Consider the following 24,880-nt stretch of genomic DNA (forward strand, 5'->3'; position numbering starts at 1 on the left):
CGCACAGATCCGCGACCTGCCCGCAGGACGAGAGGCGCACCACCTCATGCACGACACCGACGGCACGAACAGCCGCCGTTTCGGCCTACCAACTGCTGTCGCCCTGGTGATGGGAAACATCATCGGCGGCGGCATCTTCCTGCTGCCCGCGTCGGTCGCGCCGTTCGGCACGGTCAGCCTGCTCGCGTTCGGCGTTCTCACGATCGGCGCGATCGCGCTGGCGCTGGTCTTCGGACGGCTCGCCGAACGCCATCCGCGGACCGGGGGACCGTACGTCTACGCCCGTGAGGCCTTCGGCGACTTCGCCGGGTTCCTGTCGGCGTGGTCGTACTGGACGATGACCTGGGTCAGCAACGCCGCCCTCGCCGTCGCCGGCGTCGGCTATTTCCACGTGGTCACCGGGGGCACCTCCTCCAAGGGCACGGACCTGGTCGTGGCGCTGGCCGCGCTCTGGCTCCCGGCGCTGGCGAACCTCGCCGGTACGCGCTGGGTCGGCGCGATCCAGCTGATATCGACCGTGCTGAAGTTCCTGCCCCTGCTGTTCGTCGCGATCGTCGGCCTCTTCTACTTCGACCCGGCCAACCTCGGCTCCTTCACCGAGGGCGGCGGCAACTGGACCGGTGGCCTGACCGCGTCGGCCGCGATCCTCCTCTACAGCTACGTGGGCGTGGAGTCCGCGGCCATGAGCGCGGGCGAGGTCCGCGACCCGGAGCGCAACGTCGGGCGCGCGAGCGTGTTCGGCACCATCGGCGCGGCCGTGGTCTACCTCCTCGGCACGCTGTCCGTCTTCGGCTCCGTCCCGCACGACAAGCTCGTGAAGTCCACCGCGCCGTTCTCGGACGCGGTCGACACGATGTTCGGCGGCCACTGGGGCGGCACGCTGATCGCGGCCGCCGCGGTGATCTCCATCATGGGCGCGCTCAACGGCTGGACCCTGATGAGCGCGCAGGCGCCGTACGCGGCGGCCAAGGACGGCCTCTTCCCGACGTCCTTCGGCAGGAAGCGGCGCGGGGTGCCCACCGTGGGCGTGCTGGCCGCCGCGGTCCTCGCCTCGCTGCTGACCCTCGTGAACTACACCCTCGGCGAGGGCGGCGTCTTCGAGATCCTGGTCCTGATCACCACCTTCTCGGCGACCGTGCCGTATCTGCTGGCCGCGGCCGCCCAGGTGTACTTCCTGCTGACGGACCGGCGTGACAAGGTCCGGATGGACCGGCTGGTGCGGGACATGGTGCTGGCGCTCGGCGCGTTCGCCTTCTCCTTCTGGCTGGTGGCGGGCGCCGGTTACGCCGCGATCTACCAGGGCGTGCTCTTCCTCTTCGTCGGCATCCTCGTCTACGCGTGGATGGCGGCCCGCCGCCCGGTCCCCGGCACGCCCCAGGAGGACGCGCCGGAAGCCGCCGAGCCGGTCGCCGAGGCCGTCAGGCAGTGATGCCACCGTCGAGGACGAGGTCGGCACCCACGGTGAAGCCGGCCTCGTCCGAGGCGAGGTGGAGGACCGCGGCCGCGATCTCGTCGGGGGCGCCCGCGCGCCCCGCCGGGACGGTCTGCCGCATCCGCTCCGCCTTGTCGCCCGCGGACTCGCCGGGGCGGGAGGACGTCGGGGTCTCCACGGGCCCGGGGCTGACCGCGTTGATCCGGATCCCGTCGCCGATGTGGTCCCGGGCGGCGTTGCGGGTGAGCGCCGAGACGGCCGCCTTGCTGGCGGTGTACGCGCCGAAGCCCTCCAGGCGCATGTGGGCGCCGATGTTGGACGAGATGTTCACGATGGCGCCGCCGCCATGGGCCCGCATGTGGCCGATCTCGTGCTTCATCGACAGCCAGACCCCCTTGAGGTTGGTGGCCATCACCCGGTCCCAGTCGTCCTCGGGGATGTCGGCGACCTTGGCGGGCGGTACGAGCAGACCGACGTTGTTGACGGCCACGTCGAGGCCGCCGAAGTGCTCCACCGTCCGTTCCACCAGCGCCCGTACGTCGGCGGACACCGTCACGTCCGCGGTGACCGCGAGGGCCTCGCCGCCCTCCTTCCCCACCAACGCGACGGTCTCCGCCAGCGGCTCCGCCCTGCGGCCCGCCACCACGACCTTCGCGCCCTCGCGGGCGAAGGCGAGGGCGACGGCCCGGCCGATTCCCGTACCACCGCCGGTGACGAGAACGGTCCTGCCGGTGAAGCGTGCGGTCATGACGAACAACTCCTCAGTGCATGAGACAAGAACGATCGGTCTTGAAAAAGGTCAGGTCTTCACCGGGGCACCCACCCCGTCGGCCTCAGTCCAGCAGGGCCAGCGCCTGCTCGGCCGCGTCCCGCAGCCGGGCCCGGTCCGGCGCCGCCTTGCCCACCACGCGGATGCCCTGCAGCAGCACCACCAGCATCCGGGCGAGCGCGACCGGGTCCCGGCCGGCGGGCAGTTCGCCCTGCGCCCTGGCCCGCATCAGCGCGGAGGTGAGCGCGGTCTCCAGGCAGTGCCAGCTCCGCTCGACCCCGCGGGCCGCGTCCGCGTCGTGCGGGGCCAGCTCCACGGCGGTGTTGGTGACGAAACAGCCGCGCCGCAGGTCGTCGCGGGTGGCCTCCTCCGCGAAGCGGTGCACGACGGCCCGCACGACGGGCAGCGCCGGGCCGGGCCGGGACAGCTCCTCCACGATGCGCGGGTCGCACTGCTCCCCGTAGCGCTCCAGGGCCCTGAGATACAGCTCGCGCTTGCTCCCGAAGGTCGCGTAGAGGCTCGCTCGGGCGATGTCGAGGTGCTCGACGAGATCCGTCAGCGACGTCGCTTCGTAGCCGCGCTCCCAGAACAGCTCCAGGGCTGACTGCAGGGCGGCGTCCGGGTCGAATTCCTTGGTCCTGGCCACGCTCCGACCGTAGACCTATCGAGAACGGTCGGTCAATTATTTTCGTAAGGCCGCGCGAGGGGCTTCGCCCCGGGCCCCGTGCGGAAAAGGCAAGCCCTGGCAAAGGTGTGGCCACTGAGTTGTCAGTGCAATGTCACATTACTAATGTACGGGCGCACTCTCTCAGCTGATGCAGTGTCAACTCCCAGCCAGGAGAAACCATGCACGCCTTACGCCACATCCGAAGGGGGCTGCTCGCCGCCGCCCTCACCACCTGCCTGGCCCTCCCCGCGGCCCAGGCAGCACAAGCCGCCCCCGCCCCGGCCGCCTCCTCCGCGGCCCCCACCCGCACCGGCCCGGCCGACGACGTCGACCGGCTCGCCGTACCGCCCGCGAAGGACCAGGGGACCGCGCCCGGCGGCGGCCTGATATCCGCCGGCCGCATACCCGGCGACACCGCCCGGGGCGCCCTGCCCCACCACCGCTCCATCACCAGGGCCCTGCGCGGCACCACCCCCTGCACCCTCGACGGCATCACCGCCCTCGGCCCCGAACAGCTCGCGGACTTCCTCACCGACCCCGCCGTCACGGCGGACACCTGCCTGCGCGGACTGATATGGACCTGGGACCCCCGCCTCGCACCGGTGATGTCCCGGACCCACATCCAGGCCGTCGCCCGGCGCGCCACCGCTCTCGCCCCCGGCCACGACGGCACCGACGCGGCCCATCTGTACGAGCTGTTCACCTACCTGCACGCCGTGGCCTACCAGGCCTTCTCGCACCACGAGATCGACATCGCCGACGCCCCCACCGCTGAGGCCATGCGCCGCGCGGTCGACGCCTTCGGCGGCAGCGCCCACGCCTTCGACCCCACCCGGACCAACGCCGATACCCTGCGCGAGGCCCTCGACGCCGCGAGCGCGCCCGGCCTGCGCCAGTACCAACTGCCCCTGGTCGAAAGGGTGCTGGCCGCCATGGGACCCGGCGCCCCCACCGCCGGTGACACCGCCTGGGGCGGCGCCGCCCTCGCCGCCCTCACCGTCAACTACCTCGGCGTCTACCCCGGCAACAACGACACCGCCTTCCGGCAGGCGGCCGCCGCCGACCCCGGCTACCGCGCCGCCTTCCGCGCCTTCTCCGGCCACACCCACCTCAAGGGAACGGCCAACGCCTGGGCCGTACGCGACGCCCTCGGCGAATACGGCCGCTTCGGCCAGATCGACAGCCTCAAGACCGGCATCGTCACCGACCTCGGCGCCCTGCTGCCCGTCACCGAGACCAACTTCGGCAAATTCAGCGCCCCTTGGGCCAGTGTCGTCTCCTGGCTGAACACCTTCGGGGACTGCGAGCGCCACCACGTCTGCAAGCAGCAGATCGAGAACGACCTCTTCCCGCAGACGTACACCTACGACAACGGCGCCATCCAGGTGCGCACCGCCCTCGACCGCGCCACCGTCGACCAGCTCTACTACGCGAGCAAGCAGGTCAAGACCCAGTTCTTCCGGGTGCTCGGCACCGACGCCCCGCTGCCCGACGACACCAACACCACCCTCCACATCCACCTCTACGCCTCGCGCGCCGACTACGAGGTCTTCCACCCGCTGCTCACCGGCATGGGCACCAACAACGGCGGCGTCTACATCGAGCAGGGCGCGACCTTCTACACCTACCAGCGCCGCGTCCCGCAGGACTCCTCGCTCACCCTCGAAGAGCTCTTCCGCCACGAGTACACCCACTACCTCAACGGCCGCTGGGCCGTGCCCGGCACCTTCGGCGACCCCCGCTGGTACACCGCCGACCTGACCACCGCCATGGACGAGGGCACCGCCGAGTTCTTCGACGGCGCCACCCGCGACGAGGGCATCAAGGTCCGCAAGTCCCTGGTCAAGAGCGTGATCGCGGACACGGCGGGCGGCGGCCCGCGGATGTCCGTCAACCGGCTGCTGCACGCCACCTACGACGGCGACGGCTTCCGCTTCTACTCCTACGCCGGCACGTACTTCGAGTTCCTCTGGCTGCACCACCCGTCACTGATCCGCGAGATGTACGGCTACCAGCGCGCCGACGACCCCAAGGGCTTCGACGCCTGGCGCACCCGGATGGGCGCGGACGCGGCGCAGCAGCGGGAGTACGACGCCTTCCTCGACGAGCAGATCGCCCAGGTGGACAAGCTGTACGTCCCCGACACGCACTTCACTCCCGTGGGGTCGCTGGCATTGGCGCAGCCGTCCGACGTGCGGTCGGCCTTCTCCCGCGCCACGTGGATCACCCCCGACTGCGTGGGCAACGGCGACACGGCGGGCCTGCCGCGCTTCGTGTGCTCGGGGCGGGTCACGGCCAACCTGTCGGCGTCCGGCGACCCGGACCGGGTCTTCCGCGACATGTCCGACACGGTCGACTACTTCGTCCTCGGCCGGGCCGGGGGCGCCGCGAACAACCTCGCCGACATGAACTGCTACTTCGGCACGGTGGACGTCTGGTCCGACGGCCGGGCCGGCACGGCCCCCTTCACCTGCGAAGGCCCGCTGCGCGGCTGACGCCGAACGTTCCCCCGCGGCCCCCGCTCCCATCGGTGCAGCGGGGGCCGCTCCCGTAGGCGAGCACCTTCACTCAGGGACCTCGCGGCGATCCCGTTCCCCCGAGACCCCCCGGCTGCCCGACTACCTCGCGGGTAATCGCCCCGCCCGCCCCGCCCCGGCAGAGTGGGCGCAGCGGAACCCGGGCCGGCGCACTCCGGCCCGGGGACCGCGCACACCCGGACCGCTTCCGCATCGAGGAGATTCACCATGACGCAGTACGAGACCGCCGTCGCCCGCTACTTCGAGGCCTGGAACACCACCGGCGCGGACGCGCTCGCCAAGGCCGTCGCCGCCGCCTGGGCAGAGGACGGGTCCTACACCGACCCTCTCGCCGAGGCGAGCGGGCACGACCGGGTCGCCGCCGTCATAGCCGGGGCGCACGAGCAGTTCCCGGGCTTCGAGTTCCGGCCCCTCGGACGGGTCGACGGGCACCACGGCGTCGCCCGCTTCCGCTGGGAGCTGGTCTCGCTCGCCGACGGGTCCGCGCCCGTCGCCGGATCCGACGTCCTCACCCTGGCCGAGGACGGGCGGATCCGGTCCGTCCTCGGCTTCCTGGACCGGGTGCCTACGGCATGAGCGCGTGGAGCTCCTGAAGACGGGCGGCCGTCTCCGGGTCGGCGGGGAGGAAGGTCTCCACCGCCAGTTCGGAGACGGTCACGTCCATCGGGGTGTTGAACGTCGCGATGGACGAGACGAACGACAGGACGTGGCCCCCGTGCTCGATCACCATCGGCAGCGCGAACGGCACCACGTCACCGGTCGCCACCCGCTCCTCGCCGCCCTCCGGCAGCGGATAGCCGCTGACCTCCTCGTACAGGGCGCGCAGGGGAGCGGACCGCATCAGGGCGAGCTGACGCTCCATCTGGTGCAGCAGATGCTCGCGCCATTCGAGGTAGTTGCGGATGCGCGGCGCCAGGCCACGGGGGTGCATGGTGACGCGCATCGCGTTCAACGGGGCCGCGAGCAGCGGCTCGGCGACACCCTCCAGCAGCAGGGCGATGCCGCGGTTGGCGGCGACCACGTCGTACGCTCCGTCGACGACCAGCGCCGGGTACGGCTCGTACGCCCGCAGCAGCCTCTCCAGACCCTTCCGCACCCCGGCCAGCGCCGGGTCGTCCAGGGGTCGTTCGGGGAAGTGCGGGGCGTAGCCGGCCGCGACGAGGAGCGCGTTCCGCTCCCGCACGGGCACGTCGAGGTGGTCCGCGAGGCGCAGCACCATCTCCCGGCTCGGCCGGGCACGCCCCGTCTCCACGAAGCTGATGTGCCGGGCGGAGGAGTCGGCGCGCAGCGCCAGCTCCAGCTGGCTGATCCGGCGCCGCTCCCGCCACTCGCGCAGGAGCGCGCCCACCCCGGGGGCATCCACGACAGTCGTCATGGACCGACCGTAACCCGCCGCCGTCCGGCCGCGGCGGGCTACCCCAGGTCGAGCGCGTTCGGCAGGCCCAGCCGATGGCGCAGCTCGTCCGTCGCGCGGAAGAGTTCGAGCTCCGGCGCGCGGTACAGCGGAATGACCGCACACCGCTCCGCCGCCGAATCCACCTCGTCCAGCAGCGCGTTCACCGCGGCTCGGGCGGAGGCGTTCGCCCCCTCCATCGTGGCCAGGTCGATGTCGGTCGCCACGTAGTCCCCGCACAGGAAGAGGTTGGGGATCGCGGTGCGCGCCTGGGGGCGGTTGAACCAGGTGCCCACGGGGTGGATGAGGAGCTGCTCGTCGTTGGCCGGGCGCGGGCCGCCGATCTCCACGGCCGGGTCGAGGAACCACGAGTGCAGCGTCGCGTCGCTCAGCACCGTGCGCCCGGTGTCGTTGAGCCCCGCCTTCATCTGCGCCCACACCTCGCGGGCGACCTCCTCGCGGGTGCACTGCTTGGCGGTCTTGCCGTAGAGGATGCCGGGCCTGTCCCACTCCGAGACGTCCGCCGACAGGCAGTCGACGGCCAGGCCGTCACCGTAGTCGGCGGGGAAGTCGCGGCCGGACCAGAACTGGGCCTGGCCCACGGAGGTGATCGACCAGGGGGAGTCGATGTGGTTGACGTGACCGTGGACGATGGGCGTCGGCTCCGTCAGATAGAACTGAATGCCCGTCATCCAGTCCGTCCGCAGCTCGTCGCAGCGCCCCAACTGCGGGTCGGCGGCCCGCACCCGGGCGTTCCAGGTGGTCCGCGCGTGCTCGACCGGCATGGCCGAGACGAAGTGGTCGGCGGTCACCGACTGCCGGGCCCCGGCCGGGTCCTGGACGACGGCCTCGGCGATCCGGCCGCCGTCCAGGCGGAGGTCCCGTACGGTCCAGCCGACGCGGAACGTGACGCCGAGCGAGCGCAGATACGTCACCCAAGGGCCGATCCACGCCTCGTCGGTGGGCGCGTTGAGCACCCGGTCGGGCTCGCCGTCCGCGCCCCGCCCCAGCACATTGAGGAAGAACGCCTCCACGCAGGTGCAGACGGTCCGGGTGCTGGCGACCTCCGCCTTCGTCGCCACGATGTTGCGGGTGATGCCGATCGCCAGCAGCCGCTGGTAGTTCGGCGACATCCGCGCGGCGCGGATGAACTCCCACCAGGGCAGCCGCTCCCAGGCGTCGAGCCGGCGCTGCTCACAGCTGGTGAACCAGACGAGCAGGCGGCTCACGAAGTACGCCATCTCGGTGGCGGGGATGTTCCCGAACGCGTCGAAGAAGCCGATGATCGCGCGGCGCAGGGCGTCCGGGGTGAGCACGGCGGGCGGTTCGCCGATGGTGCGGAAGGGCAGCCGGATGTCCTCGTGACCTGTGCGGGCGAACAGCTCCTCGGAGGACGGCACGAGGTTGTCGTGGCAGCCGCCCGCGTTGCCGGGGAAGGGGATCCGGCGCATGGTGTCGGGGAGGTTGCGGTAGAAGCCGGGGAAGAAGCGGAAGCCGTGCTCGGCGGGCAGGGGCCTGCGGTTGCCCCGCGCGCTGCCCGGCACGTCCATGCTGCGGGCCTTGCCGCCGGGCGCCTTCTTCTCGTACACCGTCACCTGGAAGCCGCGCTCGGCGAGTTCATGGGCCGCGGTCAGCCCGGCGACGCCGCCGCCGAGCACGGCGACGCTCCGTCCGCCGGATCTCCGGCGCGGCGCCGCGGCCGCCCCGCCGGCCGTGAGCGCGCTCGTCCCGGCCGCCGCGGCGACCGCCGCCGCGCCGCCGATGAAGCCCCTGCGGGTGCTGCCCGTACCGTCCATGAGTCCAGTCCCCTGCCGCCGATGACCCGTCACGTCCGGCGGCGGAGCATAGGAGGACCACCCTCACCCCGGAAGGGATCCGTGAACTCGCCGTGCGCCGCCCCGCACATTGACGCGAAACCGCCCCCGTCACGTGGGACGCTTGAGTCACCGGCACCCACGACGAAGGGGATTCCTCATGGCCGTCGAACCGCTCTCGCAGAAGGACGTCGAGGAGCGCCTCCAGGAGCTGCCCGGCTGGACGACGGACGGCGATCGGATCAGCCGCACGTACTCCTTCGAGGGGCACTTCCCGGCTGCGGCGATGGTGATTCACATCGCCCAGATCCAGGAGGAGTTGGGGCACCACTCGGATCTGACACTGGGTTACAACACGGTGGGTCTGAGCGTGAACACGCACAGCGCCGGGGGGAAGGTGACGGGTCTCGACGTGGAGCTGGCGCGGCGGGTGGAGGCGATCGCGCCCCTGCACGGCGCGCGGCCTTAGCGTTTGATCCTCGCGGGCGCGACCGTCCGGCCCGCCCGCGCGTCAGTGGACGCGGACCTCCGACTCCACCAGGTCGTCGTCGTCCGGCAGGCGTACGTCCACCACCGCGATGTTGACCTCCACCACCTCCAGCCCGGTCATCCGCTCCACCGCGGCGATCACGTTCTCGCGCACCTCGCCCGCGACCGCCGTGATCGGGACGCCGTACTCGACCACGATGTCGAGGTCGACCGCCGTCTGGCGCTCGCCGACCTCGACCTTCACCCCTCGGGTGACGCTGGAGCGCGCGCCGGGCACCCGCTCGCGCACCGCGCCCAGCGTGCGGGCGAACCCGCCGCCGAGGGTGTGCACGCCCGGCACCTCGCGGGCGGCCAGCCCCGCGATCTTCTCCACGACGCCGTCGGCGATCGTGGTCCGGCCGCGGGTGGCCGCCGGCGCGTCCGCGCCGGGCGTGCTGGGCTGGACCGTCGTGCCCGGTTCGCCGGACGTGGCAATGGACGGGCTCGTCGTCATGACCGTCGCTCCTCGACTCGGTGGTACGGCCGGTCTTCCTGACCGGACTTCTGTCCGTACCCGCCGAGCTCATCCCTGCCCGGGTGTCAGAGGTCGAACTCGTCCGGATCCGGACCCAGTCGGTTGCCGTTGTCGAGCGCCGCGACGGCCCGGAGGTCGTCGGCGTCCAGCTCGAAGCCGAAGACGTCGAGGTTCTCCCGGATGCGGGACGGGGTCACGGACTTGGGGATGACCACGTTGCCGAGCTGGAGGTGCCAGCGCAGCACGATCTGGGCCGGGGTCCGGCCGTGCTTGCCCGCGAGCCGGGCGATCGTCGGGTCGGCGAGCAGCCCCTTGCCCTGGCCGAGCGGCGACCACGCCTCCGTGGCGATGCCGTGCCGCGCGTGCAGGGCGCGCAGCTCGGCCTGCGCCAGGTTCGGGTGCAGCTCGATCTGGTTGACGGCGGGGACCACGGACGTCTCGGCGAGCAGCCGCTCCAGGTGGGCGGGCTGGAAGTTGCAGACGCCGACGGCCCTGGCGCGGCCGTCGGCCAGGAGCTTCTCCAGGGCCTTGTAGGTGTCCACGAAGGTGTCGCGCGAGGGCACGGGCCAGTGGATGAGATAGAGGTCCGCGTAGTCCAGGCCGAGCCGGTCCATGGACGCGTCGAAGGCGCGGAGGGTGGCGTCGTGGCCGTGGTCGGAGTTCCACACCTTGGTGGTCACGAAGATCTCGCCGCGCGGGACGCCGGTCGCGGCGAGGGCCTTGCCCACGCCCTCCTCGTTGCCGTAGACGGCGGCGGTGTCGATGCTGCGGTACCCGGTCTCCAGGGCGGTGGTGACGGCGTCGAACGCCTGATCGTCCGGCACCTGCCAGACGCCGTAGCCCAGCTGGGGCATCTCGACGCCGTTGTTCAGGGTGAGGGAGGGGACCTTGCTCACGCGTACGCGTCCTTACGTCGGTCGTTCAGTGACGTCCATCGTCAACCGGAATCCCCATCACCGCATTCCCGGTTCGCCCGTGCCGCCGGAGGTCACGTCCGGTACAGCGCCTCCACCTCCCGGGCGTACGCCTGCTCGATCGCCCGCCGCCTGAGCTTCAGCGACGGTGTCAGCAGCCCGTGCTCCTCGGTGAACTGGGCGGCCAGTATCCGGAACGTACGGATCGACTCCGCCTGGGAGACCTGGGTGTTGGCCGCGACCACCGCCCGCCGCACCGCGGCCTCCAGATCCGGGTCGCGCACCAGCTCGCCCGGGTCCGGCCGCGGCTCGCCCCGCAGCCTCAGCCAGTGCGCCACCGCCTCCATGTCGAGGGTGACCAGCGCGGCCACGTACGGGCGGTCGTTGCCGACGACGAGGCAGTGCGCGACCAGCGGGTGCGACCGCACCCGCTCCTCCAGCGGCAGCGGTGACACGCTCTTGCCGCCCGACGTCACCAGGATCTCCTTCTTCCGCCCGGTGATGGTCAGATAGCCGTCCGCGTCCAGCGCGCCCAGGTCCCCGGTGGCGAACCAGCCGTCGCGCAGCACCGCGTCCGTCCCCTTCGGGTCGCCCAGATAGCCGGAGAAGACCTGACCGCCGCGCAGCCAGATCTCGCCGTCGTCGGCGATGCGCACGGTCGTGCCCGGCACGGGCTGCCCCACCGTCCCGAAGCGGGTCCGCTCGGGCGGGTTGGCGGTCGCGGCGCCGGTCGTCTCCGTCAGGCCGTACCCCTCCAGGACGGTGACGCCCGCGCCCGCGAGGAACAGCCCCAGCCGCCGGTCCATCGCCGAGCCGCCCGACATCGCGTACCGGACCCGACCGCCCAGGGCCGCGCGCACCCGGGCGTATACGAGCCGGTCGAAGACCTGGTGCCGCACGCGCAGCGCGGCGCCCGGCCCCGGCCCGGTGCCGAACGCCCGCCGCTCCAGCGCCTCCGCGTACCGCACCGCGACCTCGACGGCCTTGTCGAAGGGGCCGCCCCGCCCCTCGGACTCCGCCGCGCGGCGGGCCGTCGCGAAGATCTTCTCGAAGACGTAGGGCACGGCGAGCACGAACGTCGGCCGGAAGTCCCGCAGGTCGGGCAGCAGCGCGGCGGCCGTCAGCTGAGGCTGGTGGCCCAGCTTGACCCTGCCCCGCACCGCCGCGACCTGCACCATCCGCCCGAAGACATGCGCCAGCGGCAGGAAGAGCAGGGTGGCCGCCGCCTCGCCGGGCCGGGAGCGGAAGACGCATCCGTAGCGCTCGATCACGTTGTCGGCCTCCGCCATGAAATTGGCGTGGGTGAGCACACAGCCCTTGGGGCGGCCCGTGGTGCCGGAGGTGTAGATGACGGTCGCCGGGGTCGAGGCGGTGAGCGCCAGCCGGTGCCGGTGCACGACCTCGTCCGCGATCCGCTCGCCCGCGGCGCTCAGCGCCTCGACGGCGCCGTCGTCCAGCTGCCACAGCCGGGCCAGCCGCGGCAGCCCGTCGACGACGGAACCCACCGTCATCGCGTGGTCCTCGTGCTCGACGACGCAGGCGGTGACGCCCGCGTCGTGCAGGATCCAGCGGACCTGCTCGGGCGAGGAGGTGGGGTACAGCGGCACGGACTGCGCGCCGACCGTCCACAGGGCGAAGTCGAAGAGCGTCCACTCGTAGCGCGTACGGGACATGACGGCGACCCGGTCGCCGAACCGGATCCCCTCCGCGAGCAGGCCCTTCGCCAGCGCCAGCACCTCGTCCCGGAAGGTCGCGGCGGTCACGTCCCGCCACCGGCCGTCCGGGCCCTTGCGGCCGAACGCGACGTCCTGCGGATGCGTGGCCGCGCGCTCGAAGACGACGTCCGCCAGTCCTCCGACGTGGGGCGCCGTCACCAGGGGTGGAACGGTGAACTCGCGCAACTGGCCAGCTCCTGCTTGTCTCTCGTGACGCTCCGCACAGCGCGGTGACCGTACCCGATCCGGGTGGGTCCCGAACCCTTTTCCGTACGGCCCTGCGCCGATCCCTCACCGGGTCCGCGCTTGTTGTGTACCTCAGAGGCACAAAGCGCGGTGCGTCGGACCCGCGCGTTCAGGCCTGCCGGAGCCCGGGGGTCTGGAGGCGGTCGCCGGACGCCAGGATCGCCTCCGCCAGCGCCTCCGCGGGCCCCCGGGCGGCGGGCGCGGCCCCGTACAGGAGCACCACGTCGATCCCGCCCAGCTCCGGCAGCCCGGCCCGGGCCGGGATCCGCGACAGGCCCGGCGGGATCATGCCCTGCGTGTGGGCCATCACCCCCAGCCCCGCACGGGCCGCCGCCACCAGGCCGTTGAGGCTGCCGCTCGTACACGTCACCCGCCAGGCGCGCCCGTGCCGCTCCAGCACCTCAAGGGCGCGGGCCCGGGTCACCGCGGGCGGCGGGAAGACGACCAGGGGCAGCGGCCGGTGCGGGTCCAGGCGCAGCCGCTCGCTGCCGATCCACACCAGCCGGTCCCGCCAGACCAGCCGCCCGTGCGGCTCGTCGGGGTGCCGCTTGACCAGCACCAGGTCGAAGCGCCCCGCCGCCAGCCGCTGGTGCAGCGTCCCGGAGAGGTCGACGGTCAGCTCCAGGTCGACCTCCGGGTGGTCGCGCCGGAAGCCCTCCAGGATCTCGGGCAGCCGGGTCAGCACGAAGTCCTCCGACGCCCCGAACCGCAGCCGGCCGCGCAGCCGCGTCCCCGCGAACCAGCCCGTGGCGCGCTCGTTCGCCTCCAGGATCGTGCGGGCGAAGCCGAGCATCGCCTCGCCGTCCTCGGTCAGCTCCACGCCGTGGGTGTCCCGGACGAACAGCTGCCGCCCGGCCGCCGCCTCCAGCCTGCGCACCTGCTGGCTCACCGTCGACTGCCGCAGCCCCAGCCGCCCGGCGGCCTGCGTGAAGCTCAGGGTCTGCGCGACGGTGAGGAACGTACGAAGCTGCACGGGATCGAACACCCCACCAGGTTATCGCCCTGCGTGATAACAGTCAGTGCGGTGAGCGGGGTTCCCGATATCGCAGGTCAGAGGCAGGCTGAGGGGCATGCGACGGCCTGCCCTCCTCTCCCGTGTCCCCGTGGACCCCTATATAGCCGCCCTGCTCGGCACGGTCCTCCTCGCCGCCCTGCTGCCCGCCCGCGGCGCCGCCGCGCCGGTCGCCGGAGGCACCGCCACGGCGGCGGTCGCGCTCCTGTTCTTCCTCTACGGCGCCCGGCTCTCCACCCGCGAGGCGATGGACGGGCTGCGCCACTGGCGGCTGCACCTGACCGTCCTGGCCTGCACGTTCGTGCTCTTCCCGCTGCTCGGGCTGGCAGCCCGCGGCCTCGTCCCTTACGTCCTGACCCCGCAGCTCCACTCCGGGCTGCTCTTCCTGTGCCTGGTGCCCTCGACCATCCAGTCGTCCATCGCCTTCACCTCCATCGCGCGCGGCAACGTGGCGGCGGCGGTCTGCGCGGGCTCCTTCTCCAGCATCGTCGGCATCGTCCTCACCCCGCTCCTCGCCGCCCTGCTCCTGGGCAACAGCGGCGGCGGCTTCTCCGCGCACTCCCTGCTCGCGATCGTCACCCAGCTGCTGATCCCTTTCCTGGCCGGCCAGCTGCTGCGCCGCTGGGTGAGCGGCTTCCTCGTCCGGCACAAGAAGGTGCTGGGGTACGTCGACCGGGGTTCGATCCTCCTCGTCGTCTACGCCGCGTTCAGCGAGGGCGTCATCCGCGGCATCTGGCACCAGGTCACCCCCGTACGGCTGCTGGCGCTGCTCGGAGTCGAGGCGGTGCTCCTCGCGGTCATGCTCTCGATCACGACCTACGGTTCGCGACGGCTCGGCTTCAGCCGCGAGGACCGCATCGCGATCATCTTCTGCGGCTCGAAGAAGAGTCTGGCCGGGGGGCTGCCGATGGCCGGCGTGCTTTTTGGGGCGCAGGCGAGTCTGGCGGTGTTGCCGTTGATGCTTTTCCATCAGATGCAGTTGATGGTGTGTGCGGTGTTGGCGAAGCGGTACGCGAGGACGCCTGCGGCGGGCTTCTCCCCAGCCCCGCCCCTTCCCGAAACCGGGACTCCGCCCCGGACCCCGAAGCACGCTTCGCGCGCTGTCCTCAAACGCCGGACGGGCTGATTTCGCCGGTTACGGTCCGCGAGATCCAGCCCGTCCGGCGATTGAGGACGCTCCCGCAGGGAGCTCCCGCCGCAGGCGACAACGGACCCGCAGCCGGGGGTCTGGGGCACGCGCCCCAGTTACGGGAAGGGGCGGGGTGGGGGAGAAACCCCGTCCAGGGGCAGCCACAAGCGCAGCGCGCGTGGCGACACCCCGTCGTTCGATCCATGCAACCGCGTCAGCTCCGCATCCGACAACCCCCGCCCGTACACCCGCACTTCGTCCAGATCACCGCTGAAGAACCCGCGACCGTCCGGCCGTTGCCCCACGTGCACGCCGAACGTCGACGTCCGGCTCACCGACCCCCGCACGCCCGCCACCTCCGTGGACGCGCCGTCCACCGTGAGCGTGAGCCGTCCGGCTCCGCGCCGCAGTGCCACGAAGTGCCAGGTCCCGTCCTCGTACGCGCCCACCGCCCGTGCCGTGACCGACCGTGCCGGGCCCGGGCCGGTGATGGCGGTGAGGGAGCCGGTGACGCCCCGGGCGTCGCTCCGCAGGGACACCTGGGGCGCGCCGCCGACGCCGCCCATCCACAGCAGCGGCTGCTCCCCGCGCGCAGTGGCCGGCGCACGGAACCACAGTGTGGCGGTGAAGTCCCGTTCACCCAGCGGGAGTTCCCGTCGGTAGGGGAGTCGCACCGCGTCGTCCGTACCGTCGAACGACAGCGCTCCGCCGAAGCGGCCCACGACCGGGCGCGCCCCGCCGAGCACGGTGGCGCCCCACGCGCCCGGCGCCCGGTCCGGTGTCGTCGGGTCGGGGCCGCGGCGCGGGCCCAGCCAGCCCTCGGTGAAGCGGGCGAAGCGGATCTCGTCGTGCGCGTCGGCCTTGCCCGCCTCGTAGAGCAGCCCGGCCGTCCCGGGGGAGAGGACGGCCATGTCGGAGTAGCCGGACCAGTCGGCGGTGACACGCCTGCCGCGCCCCACGCTCTCCCAGGTGCGCCCCTGGTCGTACGAGGAGCGGATGGTCATCGTGCGGCGGCGGTCGGGGTCCGCGGGTGCGGACAGCAGCCAGCGGCCGTCGCGCAGCGGCACGACGGACCCCTGGACCATGGGGGCGTAGAGGTCGGGGACCGCCTGGAAGGGGCCGTCGAAGGTGTCCCCTCCGTCGCGGCTGACCGCGACGGTGCGGTTGCCGAGGTCGGTGCCGCCCTGCTCGCGGCCGTTGACGTGGATCGCTCCGTCGCTCCGCTCGGCGAGGGTGAGTTCGGAGGGCATCTGGCGGTACGTGCCGTCGCGTGCGATGCGTTGGGTGTCCACGGCGCCCAGCCGCCAGTGCGCGCCCCCGTCGTCGCTGAGGGCGAGCGCGGCGTGGTCGGAGGTGACCCGGGTGCCGTTGTGGCTCTCGGCGTTGACCCCGACGACGAGGCGGCCGCGGTGCGGCCCGTGGGCGAGCTGGATGCCGTGGCCGGGGCCGGTGGCGTACCAGGAGTTCCAGCCACGCGGCCGGATCTCCCGGGTGATGTCGTGCGGCCGCGACCAGGTCGTGCCGTCGTCGTCGCTGTACTGGACGTGCGGGGTGCGGTCGCAGGGTACGTCGCAGTTGCCCGCGTCCGGGCGGCCCGCGTTGTGGGTCGTGGCGAGCACGATCCGGCCGGTGCGCCGGTCGACGACGGGCGCCGGGTTGCCGTGGGTGTCGCCCCCGCCCTCGTCGACGACCCGCAGCGGACCCCATGTGCGGCCCCCGTCGGTGGAGCGCTTGAGGACGAGGTCGATGTCGGTGGCGTCGCCGCAGTTGTGTCTTCGGCCCTCGGCGAAGGCGAGCAGGGCGCCGCGGGCCGTGGTCACGAGCGCGGGGATGCGGAAGCAGGCGTAGTCCCTTTCCGTGTCCCCTTCCCCCTGTCCCGCCTTGAACAGCACGCGCTCCTCGAACCCGCCCGGACCGGACGCCCCGGCCGGCACCGGCTGGAGCGCGAGCGTGAGCAGCGCGACCGACAGCGCGGCCGCCGCCGTGCGTCCGGCGGCGCGGCGGGTGCGGGAGGGCCAGGAAGGTGCGCAGGGAGCAGCGGTGACGGTGTGTCGGGGACCTGTGCGGGGGAGCGGCGCCATGGCCCGGCCCTTTCGCGTCGAGGCAGTGCGGGAGCTGTCGTGACACGCGGAAACCGGGCGGCGCGTACGCCTGCCCGGTGAGGCCGAACGTACGGGGCGGGCCGTGGTCCCACAAGGCCGGTTGCGCCAATGAGCTCACACGGGGAGCAGCACCACCTTGCCGAGGTTGACGCGCGACTCGATGATCCGGTGCGCCTCGGCGGCTTCCTCCAGCGGCAGTTCGGCGTGGATCCGGGGGCGCAGCCGCCCGGCGGCGAAGAGTTCCCACAGCTCAAGGCGCCACTGCTCCATCAGCGCGGGCCGGTGCCGGGCGATGAGCGCCATCTGGAAACCGATGGCGGACTTCGCGCCGACCAGCAGGTCGTACGCCTCGATCGTGCCGCCGCCCGAGCTGTACGCCACCAGCCGCCCGCCGGGCGCGAGCGCCGCGAGCGCGGGGGTCAGGAGCGCGCCGCCGACCGCGTCCAGGACGATGTCGACCGGGGCGACGTCCGCGAGCGCGTCGTACGTCACGACCTCGTCCGCGCCCAGGGACCGCACGAAGCCGGCCTTCGCGGCCGAGCTCACCGCGCCCACCACCCGCTTCGCGCCGCGCGCCTTGGCGAGCTGCACGGCGAGGTGGCCGACGCCGCTCGCCGCGGCCGTCACCAGCACCGACTCGCCCTCGGCCGGGCGGGCGGCCTCGTAGGCGCCGAGGGCGACCAGGCCGCAGCGCACGAGCGCGACGGCGTCCACGGCGCTCGCGGAGGCGGGCACGGGGGAGGCCATGGAGGAGTGGATGAGGGAGCGTTCGGCGTAGCCGTCGGCGAAGCACAGGCCCGTGACGCGGTCGCCGACGGCGAAGCCGGTCACCTCCGGGCCGACGGCGACGATCTCCCCGGCGACCTCGCCGCCCAGGCTCGCGGGCAGCGGGATGCCGCCCCCGCGCACCTTCCGTACGACCGGGAGGGTGACGCCGATGGCCTCGGTGCGCAGCAGGAGTTCGCCGGGGCCGGGACGGGGGACGTCCGCCGTCTCGACGCGCAGGACCTCGGGGCCGCCGTTCTCGTGATACCGGACGCGACGCATGGGCACCTCACCTCACAGGAGTCGTTGGTGATCCCAACGGTATCTCATTTCGTTGGGGAGTCCAATGGTTTCTTCGGTAGGCTCGTGCCATGGCAGAGAACGAGCCCGCGCTCACCCGGATCCGCGCCCTCCCCAGCTGGCTGCTCAACCGCGCCTCCGCGCGCGGCCGCCGCCTCGTCGGCGAGGCCCTCGCCCGAGAGGGCATGCGCATGCCGCACCACGCCGTGCTGTCCGCCGTCGCCGACCTCGGCCCCGTCGCCCAGGCGGAGCTCGGCCGCACCACCGGCTTCGACCCCAAGGACATGGTCGGCATCCTCAACGACCTCCAGGCCGCCGGGCTCGTCACCCGCGCCCCCGACCCCACCGACCGCCGCAAGAACGCGATCTCCCTCACCCCCGAGGGCCACCGGCTCCTGGCCCGCCTCGCGATCCTGGGCGAGGAGGCCAACGAGACGCTGCTCGCAGTCCTCTCGCCCGCCGAGCGCGAACAGTTCCTGGCGCTCCTGACCCGGGTCGCGGAGGTGGGCGACTGAGGGCGTCCGGAGTCGTCAGTCCAGCACCACCCGCTGCTCGCCCGCGTACACGTTCATCGACGACCCGCGCAGGAAGCCCACCAGCGTCAGCCCGGTCTCCGCGGCCAGGTCCACCGCCAGCGACGACGGCGCCGACACCGCGGCGAGCACCGGGATCCCCGCCATGACCGCCTTCTGCGCCAGCTCGAACGAGGCGCGCCCCGACACCAGCAGCACCGTGCCCGACAGCGGCAGCAGCCCCTGCTGGAGCGCCCGCCCGACGATCTTGTCGACCGCGTTGTGCCGGCCCACGTCCTCGCGCACGTCCAGCAGTTCGCCCTCCGCGGAGAACAGCGCCGCGCCGTGCAGGCCGCCCGTCCGCTCGAAGACCTGCTGCGCCGCCCGCAGCCGGTCGGGCAGGGCGGCCAGAAGTGCCGGTTCCAGCCGCATCGGTGACGGACCGTCGGAGATCGGGTGCCGCGCGGTCGTCCGTACGGCGTCCAGGCTCGCCTTGCCGCACAGGCCGCACGACGAGGTGGTGTAGACGTTGCGCTCCAGCGCGATGTCGGGCAGCGGCACCCCGGGCGCGAGCCGCACGTCCACGACGTTGTACGTATTGGAGCCGTCCTCTGTCGCCCCGGCGCAGTAGACGATGCTGGCCAGCTCCTCCGCGCCGGCCAGCACGCCCTCGCTGACCAGGAACCCCGCCGCGAGCGCGAAGTCGTCGCCGGGGGTGCGCATGGTGATCGCGAGCGGCTTGCCGTTCAGCCGGATCTCCATCGGCTCCTCGGCCACCAAGGTGTCGGGGCGGGCGCCGACGGCCCCGTCCCGGATGCGGATGACGCGGCGTCGTGCGGTGACCCGTCCCATGTCGATCAGTCCCGGTGCTGGTGGTGGCGGTGGACGCCTCATTCTCCCCGGCGGCGCCGACCGCCCGGGCCGCGGGGCCGGGGAAGAGCAAGCCCGGGCTAGCCGATGCCCTGGCGGTCCGGGCGGAGGGCGAAGTCGCGGTCCGCCGGCTCGCGCACGTGACGCTCCACCGCCTGCCGCAGCAGCTCGCGGTGGCGCAGCAACGGCGAGCGCCGCCCCTCCGGCGCCAGCGCCGACAAATCCTCCAGCGCGGCCATCAACCGCCGAGTCACCTGCGGCGCACCCGTCGCGCAGCCCCGGATCTCCGCGAAGCCCAGGTCGACGAGGTTCGTCCAGCCGGGCAGGTCCTGCACCAGCCGCACCGTCCCCCGGCGGTCGCAGTGCCGCAGCGCGCCCAGCGGGCGGCCGGCGACGGCGGCCAGGATCTGCACGATCCGGTCCAGGCACTGCACAGCGGTCGTGGGGTCGTTGACGGCGGGGGACAGGGCCCGCTGCGCGATGTCGGACAACTGCCGCAGCCCGAACCCCAGGTCCTGGTGAAAGGTCCGCTCCACGCCCACCGACACGGTGTAGCGCAGCGCCCGCGGCGGCGGCCCCGTACCGCCGTGCACCGCGAGCACCGGCGTGCCCGGCACCACGAAGTCCCCGATCCGCGGGATCAGCCGCAGCACGACCCCGTACCGCCGGGCCACCCGCACCAGCCGCGCGATGTTCACGTCCCGCAGCACCCCGGCCCGCCCCCGGTGCGCGACCTCGGCCGAGGCGGGGCCGAGCGCGGGGGCCCCGGCGCCCGCCGCGCCGTGCTTGTCCAGCACCCGGAAGGACTCCCAGGCGATCCGGTCGATGACATGGCTGACCCGCATCAGCCGGATCGTGGAGTTCACATAGGCGATGAACAGCACCAGGCTCACCATGACCATCACCACGCAGGCGATGCTGGAGAGGAACGGCACCGTCCGCACCGTGCGGGGATCGGTGTCCCCCTGGTACGAGGCCTGCACCAGCAGCGCGAACAGGAACGTCGCGAGGAAGACCGCGAACGTGCACTTGGTGATCCGGCTGCGGACGTAGAGCCGCACCACGCGCGGCGAGAACTGCCCGCTGGCCATCTGGAGCGCGACCAGGCTGATGGAGAACACCACACCGATGAAGGTCAGCATCGCGGACCCCACGGTGGTGATGATCGACTTCGTGTCGTCGGCGAGGTCGATCAGGGAGGAGACGGTGTCGTAGTCCCCCTCCCGCTGCAGGGTCTCGATCAGCAGCCCGTCGAGCTCCAGGGCCACCACCGCCGTCACCGCGGCCCCCACCAGCCCCACGGCCGGGGCGAACCAGAAGGTGTCCCGCAGGTGCTCCCGCAACGGCGACAGCGGCCGGGGTCTGCGCCGCGCGACGCCGTTCGGTGTCACGGTTTGTCCAGCATTGCCCATAAATGGAGCTTATGGCCCGCATGGATACCCAGGTGAAAGGCACTCCGAAACCTTGGTATTGTTATCCATGTCGCCGCGGGGAACACCTCGCAGAGACAGACACCTTGTCCGGGTGGCGGAATGGCAGACGCGCTAGCTTGAGGTGCTAGTGCCCTTTATCGGGCGTGGGGGTTCAAGTCCCCCCTCGGACACCAGCAGAAACCCCAGTTCACCTGGGGTTTTTCTGTTTTTCGGCGCCTTGTCGCATCCAGCGTGACCCACCGCGTGACCCACGGAATCGGCGGCTTCCCAGACCGACGGCGTGACCAACCACGAGACCAGCCGTCCAGGGGATCGTGCTCAGGCCACCGGCGCGGGCTCGGTGAGGTGCATCTCGGTAGCCCGTGCGAGACGCATCCGGCTCGCAGCGGCAGGTCTTCGAGTCGTCGGCCGCTCGCATCCAGGGCGCGTGGCGTACGGCCATGGGCTACGTGGGCAGCTCCACCCTTCATCAAGGCTCATTCGGCCCGGCTGCCGGCAGTGATCTCCGTGGCCCTGGCCCTCGTCGTCCACTATGTGCCGGACCTGCCCGATGCCCTGATCTACGCCCTCGCGGTCGCTGTGCCCGGTGCCGGTGAGGGGGTGCGGTGGATCGAGGACAGGAAGACCCTGGGCGAGGCAGGAGGTGCAGTTGGTGACGTGAGCGAAACGTGAGCGAAGCGTGAGCGCAGGCTGAGAACCTGGCATTCCGCTTCCGGTGGGCTCCGGCTTCTGCCGGTTCGCCCCTGGTAGGCGGGCTCTGATACACGATGTGGACGCTGAAGGTTGCAAGCCGGGCTGCCTCCCATCACCAATGAGACGGAAGGCCGGAACTTGCCGCCCACCAGATTTTTCCGCGCACGCCGATCGGTGACCGCCATGTGGCTGGCACTGATCGGAATCATCGGGATCATGATCACTGTGCCCACCTCGGCCAACGCTTTCCAGCCCAACGAGCGCGGGATTGCGACCTGGAACTCGCAGGGAGGGAATAAATGGAACACGGTGAGGGATCTCAGTAACCAAAACGATCTCGTCGCCATTCAAGAAGCCGGGCAGGACCCGGAACACATGGTCGACATGCGTTTCGAAGGGCAGTTTTACGTCAACGGCTATTACGTGAACCGCTACGCATGGGGAAACCGGTTTGTGTACTGGATGCGGACGTCGCCGACGACCGACAGCGCACAGATGAATCTGGCTTTTGTCACGCATGAGCGGGCGGACCAGGTAATCGTTGCCCCGTCCGGAGCGGACAGGACCCGCCCGGCATTGGGGCTGCGTTTCGGCGACGATATTTACTACAATGTGCACGCGCAGGCCAGTGGCGAGCGCAACGAAGTAGGGGCATTGCTGAACAGCATCCACGGCGTCTCGGCAGGGCGCCAGTGGACCGCCCTGGGGGACTTCAACCGGGAGCCGAATCAGCAGGTGCACGACTGGGCCACAAGCCTGGGTGCGTACGTCTACCACAGCGGGTCTGTGACGCAGCATTCCCAGAACGAGCTCGACTACATGATCTCGTCCCGCTCCATGCAGAATTATCGTGGAGAGGTGCACGGCGACGGTCTCTCGGATCACTATCCGATCTATTTCCGCACTCACCTGGCCGCGAACGGCGCCACGGTCAGCCTGTCCAACGATAAGCGTGAACGATTCGCACAGCCCGAAAAGGGAAGCAGCGCGAATGGCACTCGCATTGTCACAGGCGAATACGGCGGAAAGGGAAGCACCTGGAGGCTCCAGCACGCGGCAAACGGTGGCCAATGGGATTTCAAGTTCATCAACACTACCACTGGCAAGTGCATGGACGTGAGCAAGGGAATTTACTCCCAGCAGGGCGACTTCATCGACGAATACGACTGCATGGACATACCGAACCAGGTGTTCACCATCTATTCCTCGACTGCTGAACCGGGGTCCTGGCAGATCGTGAACAAATACACCAACCTGACTGTGGACGCCATGGGCGACACCCCCGAGTATCTGGGCCTGTGGCAGGGCAACGGGGGCCTCAACCAGCGGTTCATGCCGATCTTCTCCTCATGAAAAGCCGGGTCGCCTGCGGCCCCCATACTCAGTGCTGGTGAAAGCGTGCAGTTCGTTGCAATACTCCGGCTCAGGGGATGCGATGGACCACCAGATCCGGGAGGACCGGAGGCCGTAGGGACGGAAGAAGCTGACCGCTGAGCGGGCGGCATGCTTCCAGCTCATGCGGCAGGGCTACAGCAACAAAGAGGTGTGCCGGATCGTGGGTATCAACCCGCGGACCGGCAAGGTGTGGCGCAACGGCCGCCGCGCCCACAGGGCTTGTCGAAGGCGCGTCTCCCCGGTTCACCGGGAGCCGTCTTCGGCAGGCCCCGGCCGCTGTCTGCGGGAGTCCGGGCGCATCCACATCGCCGACCGGCTGCGGGAGAAGGTGTCCGTCCGGACCATCGCGGCCGGCCCGCCGTGTTGACCTTGACCTGATCGGATGCCGGTTGGTCACATGACCGACGCGTGACCGACAGAGGGCAGGAACGGTCCGAAACCCGCAGGAAAAGCCGGGTACCATGGGGTGGCAGCAAAGCCCCTAAAGTTGGTGTTTCCGCAGGTCAGATGCCCTGCGAGCTGGTGTCTGAGGCGAGAGTTCAAGTCCCCTCTCGGACACGGACACCACGAAGAACCCCAGTATTTGCTGGGGTTTTTCTGTGTTCGGGAGGCGGCGCGCCGACAGTGTGACCAGCAACCCGAGAGATACAGCCCCTTTTGACCGGAGACGGTAACTTTGTCCTCCGGTAGCAGCCGTTCGCTGCGTTCCCAGAGATCCACGAGGCATGAACGTTTCCCGTACCGACCGCATCCACGGTGACCGGCCCGACGTGACCGGCCACCGCCCCGTCCGCGTGGGCGTGCTCGTCACCGCTCTCCTCACGGCCTGCATCGCCTTCCAGCTCAACGCGAGCATGCTCAGCCCCGCGCTGAAGAGCATCGAGGACAGCCTCGGCGCCAGCTCCGCCGAGATCGGTCTCACCCAGACCGCCTTCTTCACCTCGGCCGCCCTGTTCTCGCTCTTCCTGCCGCGCCTCGGCGACGTCGTCGGCCGCCGCAAGGTCCTGGCCGGGATGCTGGCCCTGATGGCCGTCGGATGCGTCGTGGCCGCGCTGGCGACCAGCGTGCCCATGCTCTTCGTCGGCCGTGTCATCCAGGGCGCCTCCGGCCCGGTCGTCCCGCTGTGCCTGATCATGCTGCGGCAGGAGGTGACCGAGCCCAAGAAGTACGGCACCCTCCTCGGCGTGATCACCGCGGTCAACGGCGGCATCGCCGGTGTCGACTCCCTCGCGGGCGGCTACCTCGCCGACAACCACGGCTTCGGGTCCGTCTTCTGGGCCATGGCCGTCGTCGCCGTGATCGCCACGGTCCTCGTCGCCACCCTCACCCCCGAGACCAAGGTCCCGGACGCGAGCCGCATGGACTGGCCCGGCGTCGGCCTGCTGGTCGTCTCGGTCGGCTCGCTGCTCATCGCCCTCAACGAGGCGGGCAAGCTCGGCGCCGCGAACTGGACCTTCGTCGGCGTCCTCACGGTCGTCTCCGCCGTCGCCTTCGCCCTGTTCTGGCGGACCGAGGACCGCAGCACCCACCCCCTGGTCGCCACCCGGCACCTGCGCCAGCGCTCGACCTGGGCCACCCTGCTGACCACCGTGCTCACCATGACCGGTGTGTTCGCCGTCATGAACGGGCTGATCCCCGCCTTCGCCCAGGACGCCAAGGCGGGCCTCGGCATGACCGCCGAGCAGTCCGCGTGGTGGACCCTCACGCCGTACGCGCTGGCCGGACTGGCCATGGGCCCGGTCGCGGGCCGGCTCGCCGCCACCTTCGGCTACGGGCGGATCCTGCGCATCGGGCTCGTCGGGGCCGCGGCGTCCGTCGTCCTGATGATCCTGACGATGCCCGCCCACTCCCGCGTGCTGCTGCTGGTGGCCTCGGTCCTCGTGGGCATCACCTACGCGGGCGTGGCGAACATCGTCCTCAACGGGCTCGGCATCGTGCTGTCCCCGAGCGAGAACCCGGGCTTCCTGCCCGGGCTCAACGCGGGCGCCTTCAACCTCGGCGCCGGTCTCAGCTTCGCCCTCCTGTACGCGGTCAAGACCGCGACCGCGCCCTCGGACCCGGCGTCGTCCACCGGCTACACCTCCGGCATGATCGCCGGAGTGGTCATCCTGGCCGCGGCCATCGCGACGTCCTTCCTCATCCCGAAGCCGGTGGCGGCCGAAGCGCACGCCTGACGCTT

The 24,880-nt window shown here is 71.5% G+C and carries 21 protein-coding genes, 1 tRNA gene and 1 pseudogene; 11 read left to right on the forward strand and 12 right to left on the reverse strand.

Annotation, left to right across the window (positions count from 1 at the left end; all coding sequences use genetic code 11):
• Window positions 1-46 precede the first annotated feature (46 nt).
• A complete protein-coding gene (locus DXZ73_RS33235) occupies window positions 47-1,429 on the forward strand; it encodes an amino acid permease (protein ID WP_116214655.1) in 1,383 nt (460 codons plus the stop codon).
• On the opposite strand, the gene DXZ73_RS33240 is transcribed toward DXZ73_RS33235, so the two are convergent.
• Together DXZ73_RS33240 and DXZ73_RS33245 are read right to left on the reverse strand one after the other, a co-directional pair.
• Complete coding sequence (locus DXZ73_RS33240; RefSeq protein WP_116214656.1) at window positions 1,419-2,180, reverse strand: SDR family NAD(P)-dependent oxidoreductase; 762 nt, start codon at window positions 2,178-2,180, stop codon at window positions 1,419-1,421. The genes DXZ73_RS33235 and DXZ73_RS33240 overlap by 11 nt on opposite strands.
• A gap of 85 nt (window positions 2,181-2,265) precedes the next feature.
• Window positions 2,266-2,847 carry a TetR/AcrR family transcriptional regulator gene (locus DXZ73_RS33245; protein WP_116214657.1) on the reverse strand — a complete coding sequence of 194 codons (582 nt, stop codon included), beginning with the start codon at window positions 2,845-2,847 and terminating at the stop codon, window positions 2,266-2,268.
• A 200-nt stretch (window positions 2,848-3,047) separates the two neighbouring features.
• On the opposite strand from DXZ73_RS33245, the gene DXZ73_RS33250 reads away from it, so the two are divergent.
• Entirely contained in the window at window positions 3,048-5,363 is a 2,316-nt protein-coding gene (locus DXZ73_RS33250; protein ID WP_116214658.1) for a collagenase, read from the forward strand.
• Between the two features lie 249 nt (window positions 5,364-5,612).
• A complete protein-coding gene (locus DXZ73_RS33260) occupies window positions 5,613-5,981 on the forward strand; it encodes a nuclear transport factor 2 family protein (RefSeq protein ID WP_116214659.1) in 369 nt (122 codons plus the stop codon).
• On the opposite strand, the gene DXZ73_RS33265 is transcribed toward DXZ73_RS33260, so the two are convergent.
• Both DXZ73_RS33265 and DXZ73_RS33270 read right to left on the reverse strand, forming a co-directional pair.
• Window positions 5,971-6,780 carry a helix-turn-helix domain-containing protein gene (locus DXZ73_RS33265; protein WP_116214660.1) on the reverse strand — a complete coding sequence of 270 codons (810 nt, stop codon included), beginning with the start codon at window positions 6,778-6,780 and terminating at the stop codon, window positions 5,971-5,973. The genes DXZ73_RS33260 and DXZ73_RS33265 overlap by 11 nt on opposite strands.
• A gap of 38 nt (window positions 6,781-6,818) precedes the next feature.
• Window positions 6,819-8,594: a hydroxysqualene dehydroxylase gene (locus tag DXZ73_RS33270; RefSeq protein WP_116214661.1), complete on the reverse strand. Its 1,776-nt coding sequence runs from the start codon at window positions 8,592-8,594 to the stop codon at window positions 6,819-6,821.
• Window positions 8,595-8,772: 178 nt separating this feature from the next.
• On the opposite strand from DXZ73_RS33270, the gene DXZ73_RS33275 reads away from it, so the two are divergent.
• Complete coding sequence (locus tag DXZ73_RS33275; protein WP_116214662.1) at window positions 8,773-9,081, forward strand: 4a-hydroxytetrahydrobiopterin dehydratase; 309 nt, start codon at window positions 8,773-8,775, stop codon at window positions 9,079-9,081.
• Window positions 9,082-9,123: 42 nt separating this feature from the next.
• Here the strand turns inward: DXZ73_RS33275 and DXZ73_RS33280 are convergent, their stop codons facing one another.
• The 4 genes from DXZ73_RS33280 to DXZ73_RS33295 form a co-directional block, all read right to left on the reverse strand.
• Window positions 9,124-9,594 carry an Asp23/Gls24 family envelope stress response protein gene (locus DXZ73_RS33280; RefSeq protein WP_116214663.1) on the reverse strand — a complete coding sequence of 157 codons (471 nt, stop codon included), beginning with the start codon at window positions 9,592-9,594 and terminating at the stop codon, window positions 9,124-9,126.
• An 86-nt stretch (window positions 9,595-9,680) separates the two neighbouring features.
• Window positions 9,681-10,511, reverse strand: coding sequence for an aldo/keto reductase (locus DXZ73_RS33285; RefSeq protein ID WP_116214664.1), 831 nt, complete (start codon window positions 10,509-10,511; stop codon window positions 9,681-9,683).
• A 92-nt stretch (window positions 10,512-10,603) separates the two neighbouring features.
• Window positions 10,604-12,430: an AMP-dependent synthetase/ligase gene (locus tag DXZ73_RS33290; protein WP_116214665.1), complete on the reverse strand. Its 1,827-nt coding sequence runs from the start codon at window positions 12,428-12,430 to the stop codon at window positions 10,604-10,606.
• A gap of 169 nt (window positions 12,431-12,599) precedes the next feature.
• Window positions 12,600-13,475 (reverse strand): LysR family transcriptional regulator, encoded by an 876-nt coding sequence (locus DXZ73_RS33295; RefSeq protein ID WP_116214666.1) that lies wholly within the window; start codon window positions 13,473-13,475, stop codon window positions 12,600-12,602.
• 85 nt (window positions 13,476-13,560) lie between these two features.
• On the opposite strand from DXZ73_RS33295, the gene DXZ73_RS33300 reads away from it, so the two are divergent.
• Window positions 13,561-14,628, forward strand: coding sequence for a bile acid:sodium symporter family protein (locus DXZ73_RS33300; RefSeq protein WP_116214667.1), 1,068 nt, complete (start codon window positions 13,561-13,563; stop codon window positions 14,626-14,628).
• A 119-nt stretch (window positions 14,629-14,747) separates the two neighbouring features.
• Here the strand turns inward: DXZ73_RS33300 and DXZ73_RS33305 are convergent, their stop codons facing one another.
• Together DXZ73_RS33305 and DXZ73_RS33310 are read right to left on the reverse strand one after the other, a co-directional pair.
• Window positions 14,748-16,712, reverse strand: a complete 1,965-nt coding sequence (locus DXZ73_RS33305) for a sialidase family protein (protein WP_116214668.1) — start codon at window positions 16,710-16,712, stop codon at window positions 14,748-14,750.
• 135 nt (window positions 16,713-16,847) lie between these two features.
• Window positions 16,848-17,780, reverse strand: coding sequence for a quinone oxidoreductase family protein (locus tag DXZ73_RS33310; RefSeq protein ID WP_116214669.1), 933 nt, complete (start codon window positions 17,778-17,780; stop codon window positions 16,848-16,850).
• Between the two features lie 89 nt (window positions 17,781-17,869).
• Here DXZ73_RS33310 and DXZ73_RS33315 point away from each other — a divergent pair, with 89 nt between their 5' ends.
• Window positions 17,870-18,313: a MarR family winged helix-turn-helix transcriptional regulator gene (locus DXZ73_RS33315; RefSeq protein WP_116214670.1), complete on the forward strand. Its 444-nt coding sequence runs from the start codon at window positions 17,870-17,872 to the stop codon at window positions 18,311-18,313.
• Between the two features lie 15 nt (window positions 18,314-18,328).
• On the opposite strand, the gene fdhD is transcribed toward DXZ73_RS33315, so the two are convergent.
• Window positions 18,329-19,162: a formate dehydrogenase accessory sulfurtransferase FdhD gene (gene fdhD / locus DXZ73_RS33320; RefSeq protein ID WP_116214671.1), complete on the reverse strand. Its 834-nt coding sequence runs from the start codon at window positions 19,160-19,162 to the stop codon at window positions 18,329-18,331.
• 98 nt (window positions 19,163-19,260) lie between these two features.
• Complete coding sequence (locus DXZ73_RS33325) at window positions 19,261-20,592, reverse strand: DUF2254 domain-containing protein (RefSeq protein ID WP_116214672.1); 1,332 nt, start codon at window positions 20,590-20,592, stop codon at window positions 19,261-19,263.
• Between the two features lie 106 nt (window positions 20,593-20,698).
• On the opposite strand from DXZ73_RS33325, the gene DXZ73_RS33330 reads away from it, so the two are divergent.
• The 5 genes and pseudogenes from DXZ73_RS33330 (at window position 20,699) to DXZ73_RS33340 (ending at window position 24,875) form a co-directional block, all read left to right on the forward strand.
• Window positions 20,699-20,786: transfer RNA gene (locus DXZ73_RS33330), tRNA-Leu, on the forward strand.
• 325 nt (window positions 20,787-21,111) lie between these two features.
• The gene (locus tag DXZ73_RS38500) at window positions 21,112-21,285 is read left to right on the forward strand and encodes a hypothetical protein (RefSeq protein WP_162890423.1); all 174 of its coding nucleotides are present in this window, start codon (window positions 21,112-21,114) and stop codon (window positions 21,283-21,285) included.
• 204 nt (window positions 21,286-21,489) lie between these two features.
• Window positions 21,490-22,659 (forward strand): RICIN domain-containing protein, encoded by a 1,170-nt coding sequence (locus DXZ73_RS33335; protein ID WP_116214673.1) that lies wholly within the window; start codon window positions 21,490-21,492, stop codon window positions 22,657-22,659.
• A 130-nt stretch (window positions 22,660-22,789) separates the two neighbouring features.
• Window positions 22,790-23,053, forward strand: a pseudogene (locus tag DXZ73_RS38505) (helix-turn-helix domain-containing protein); the annotation flags it as partial.
• Between the two features lie 373 nt (window positions 23,054-23,426).
• Entirely contained in the window at window positions 23,427-24,875 is a 1,449-nt protein-coding gene (locus DXZ73_RS33340; RefSeq protein ID WP_116214674.1) for an MFS transporter, read from the forward strand.
• Window positions 24,876-24,880: the final 5 nt, after the last annotated feature.

Source organism: Streptoverticillium olivoreticuli subsp. olivoreticuli (assembly GCF_003391135.1).
Taxonomy (GTDB): domain Bacteria; phylum Actinomycetota; class Actinomycetes; order Streptomycetales; family Streptomycetaceae; genus Streptomyces; species Streptomyces blastmyceticus.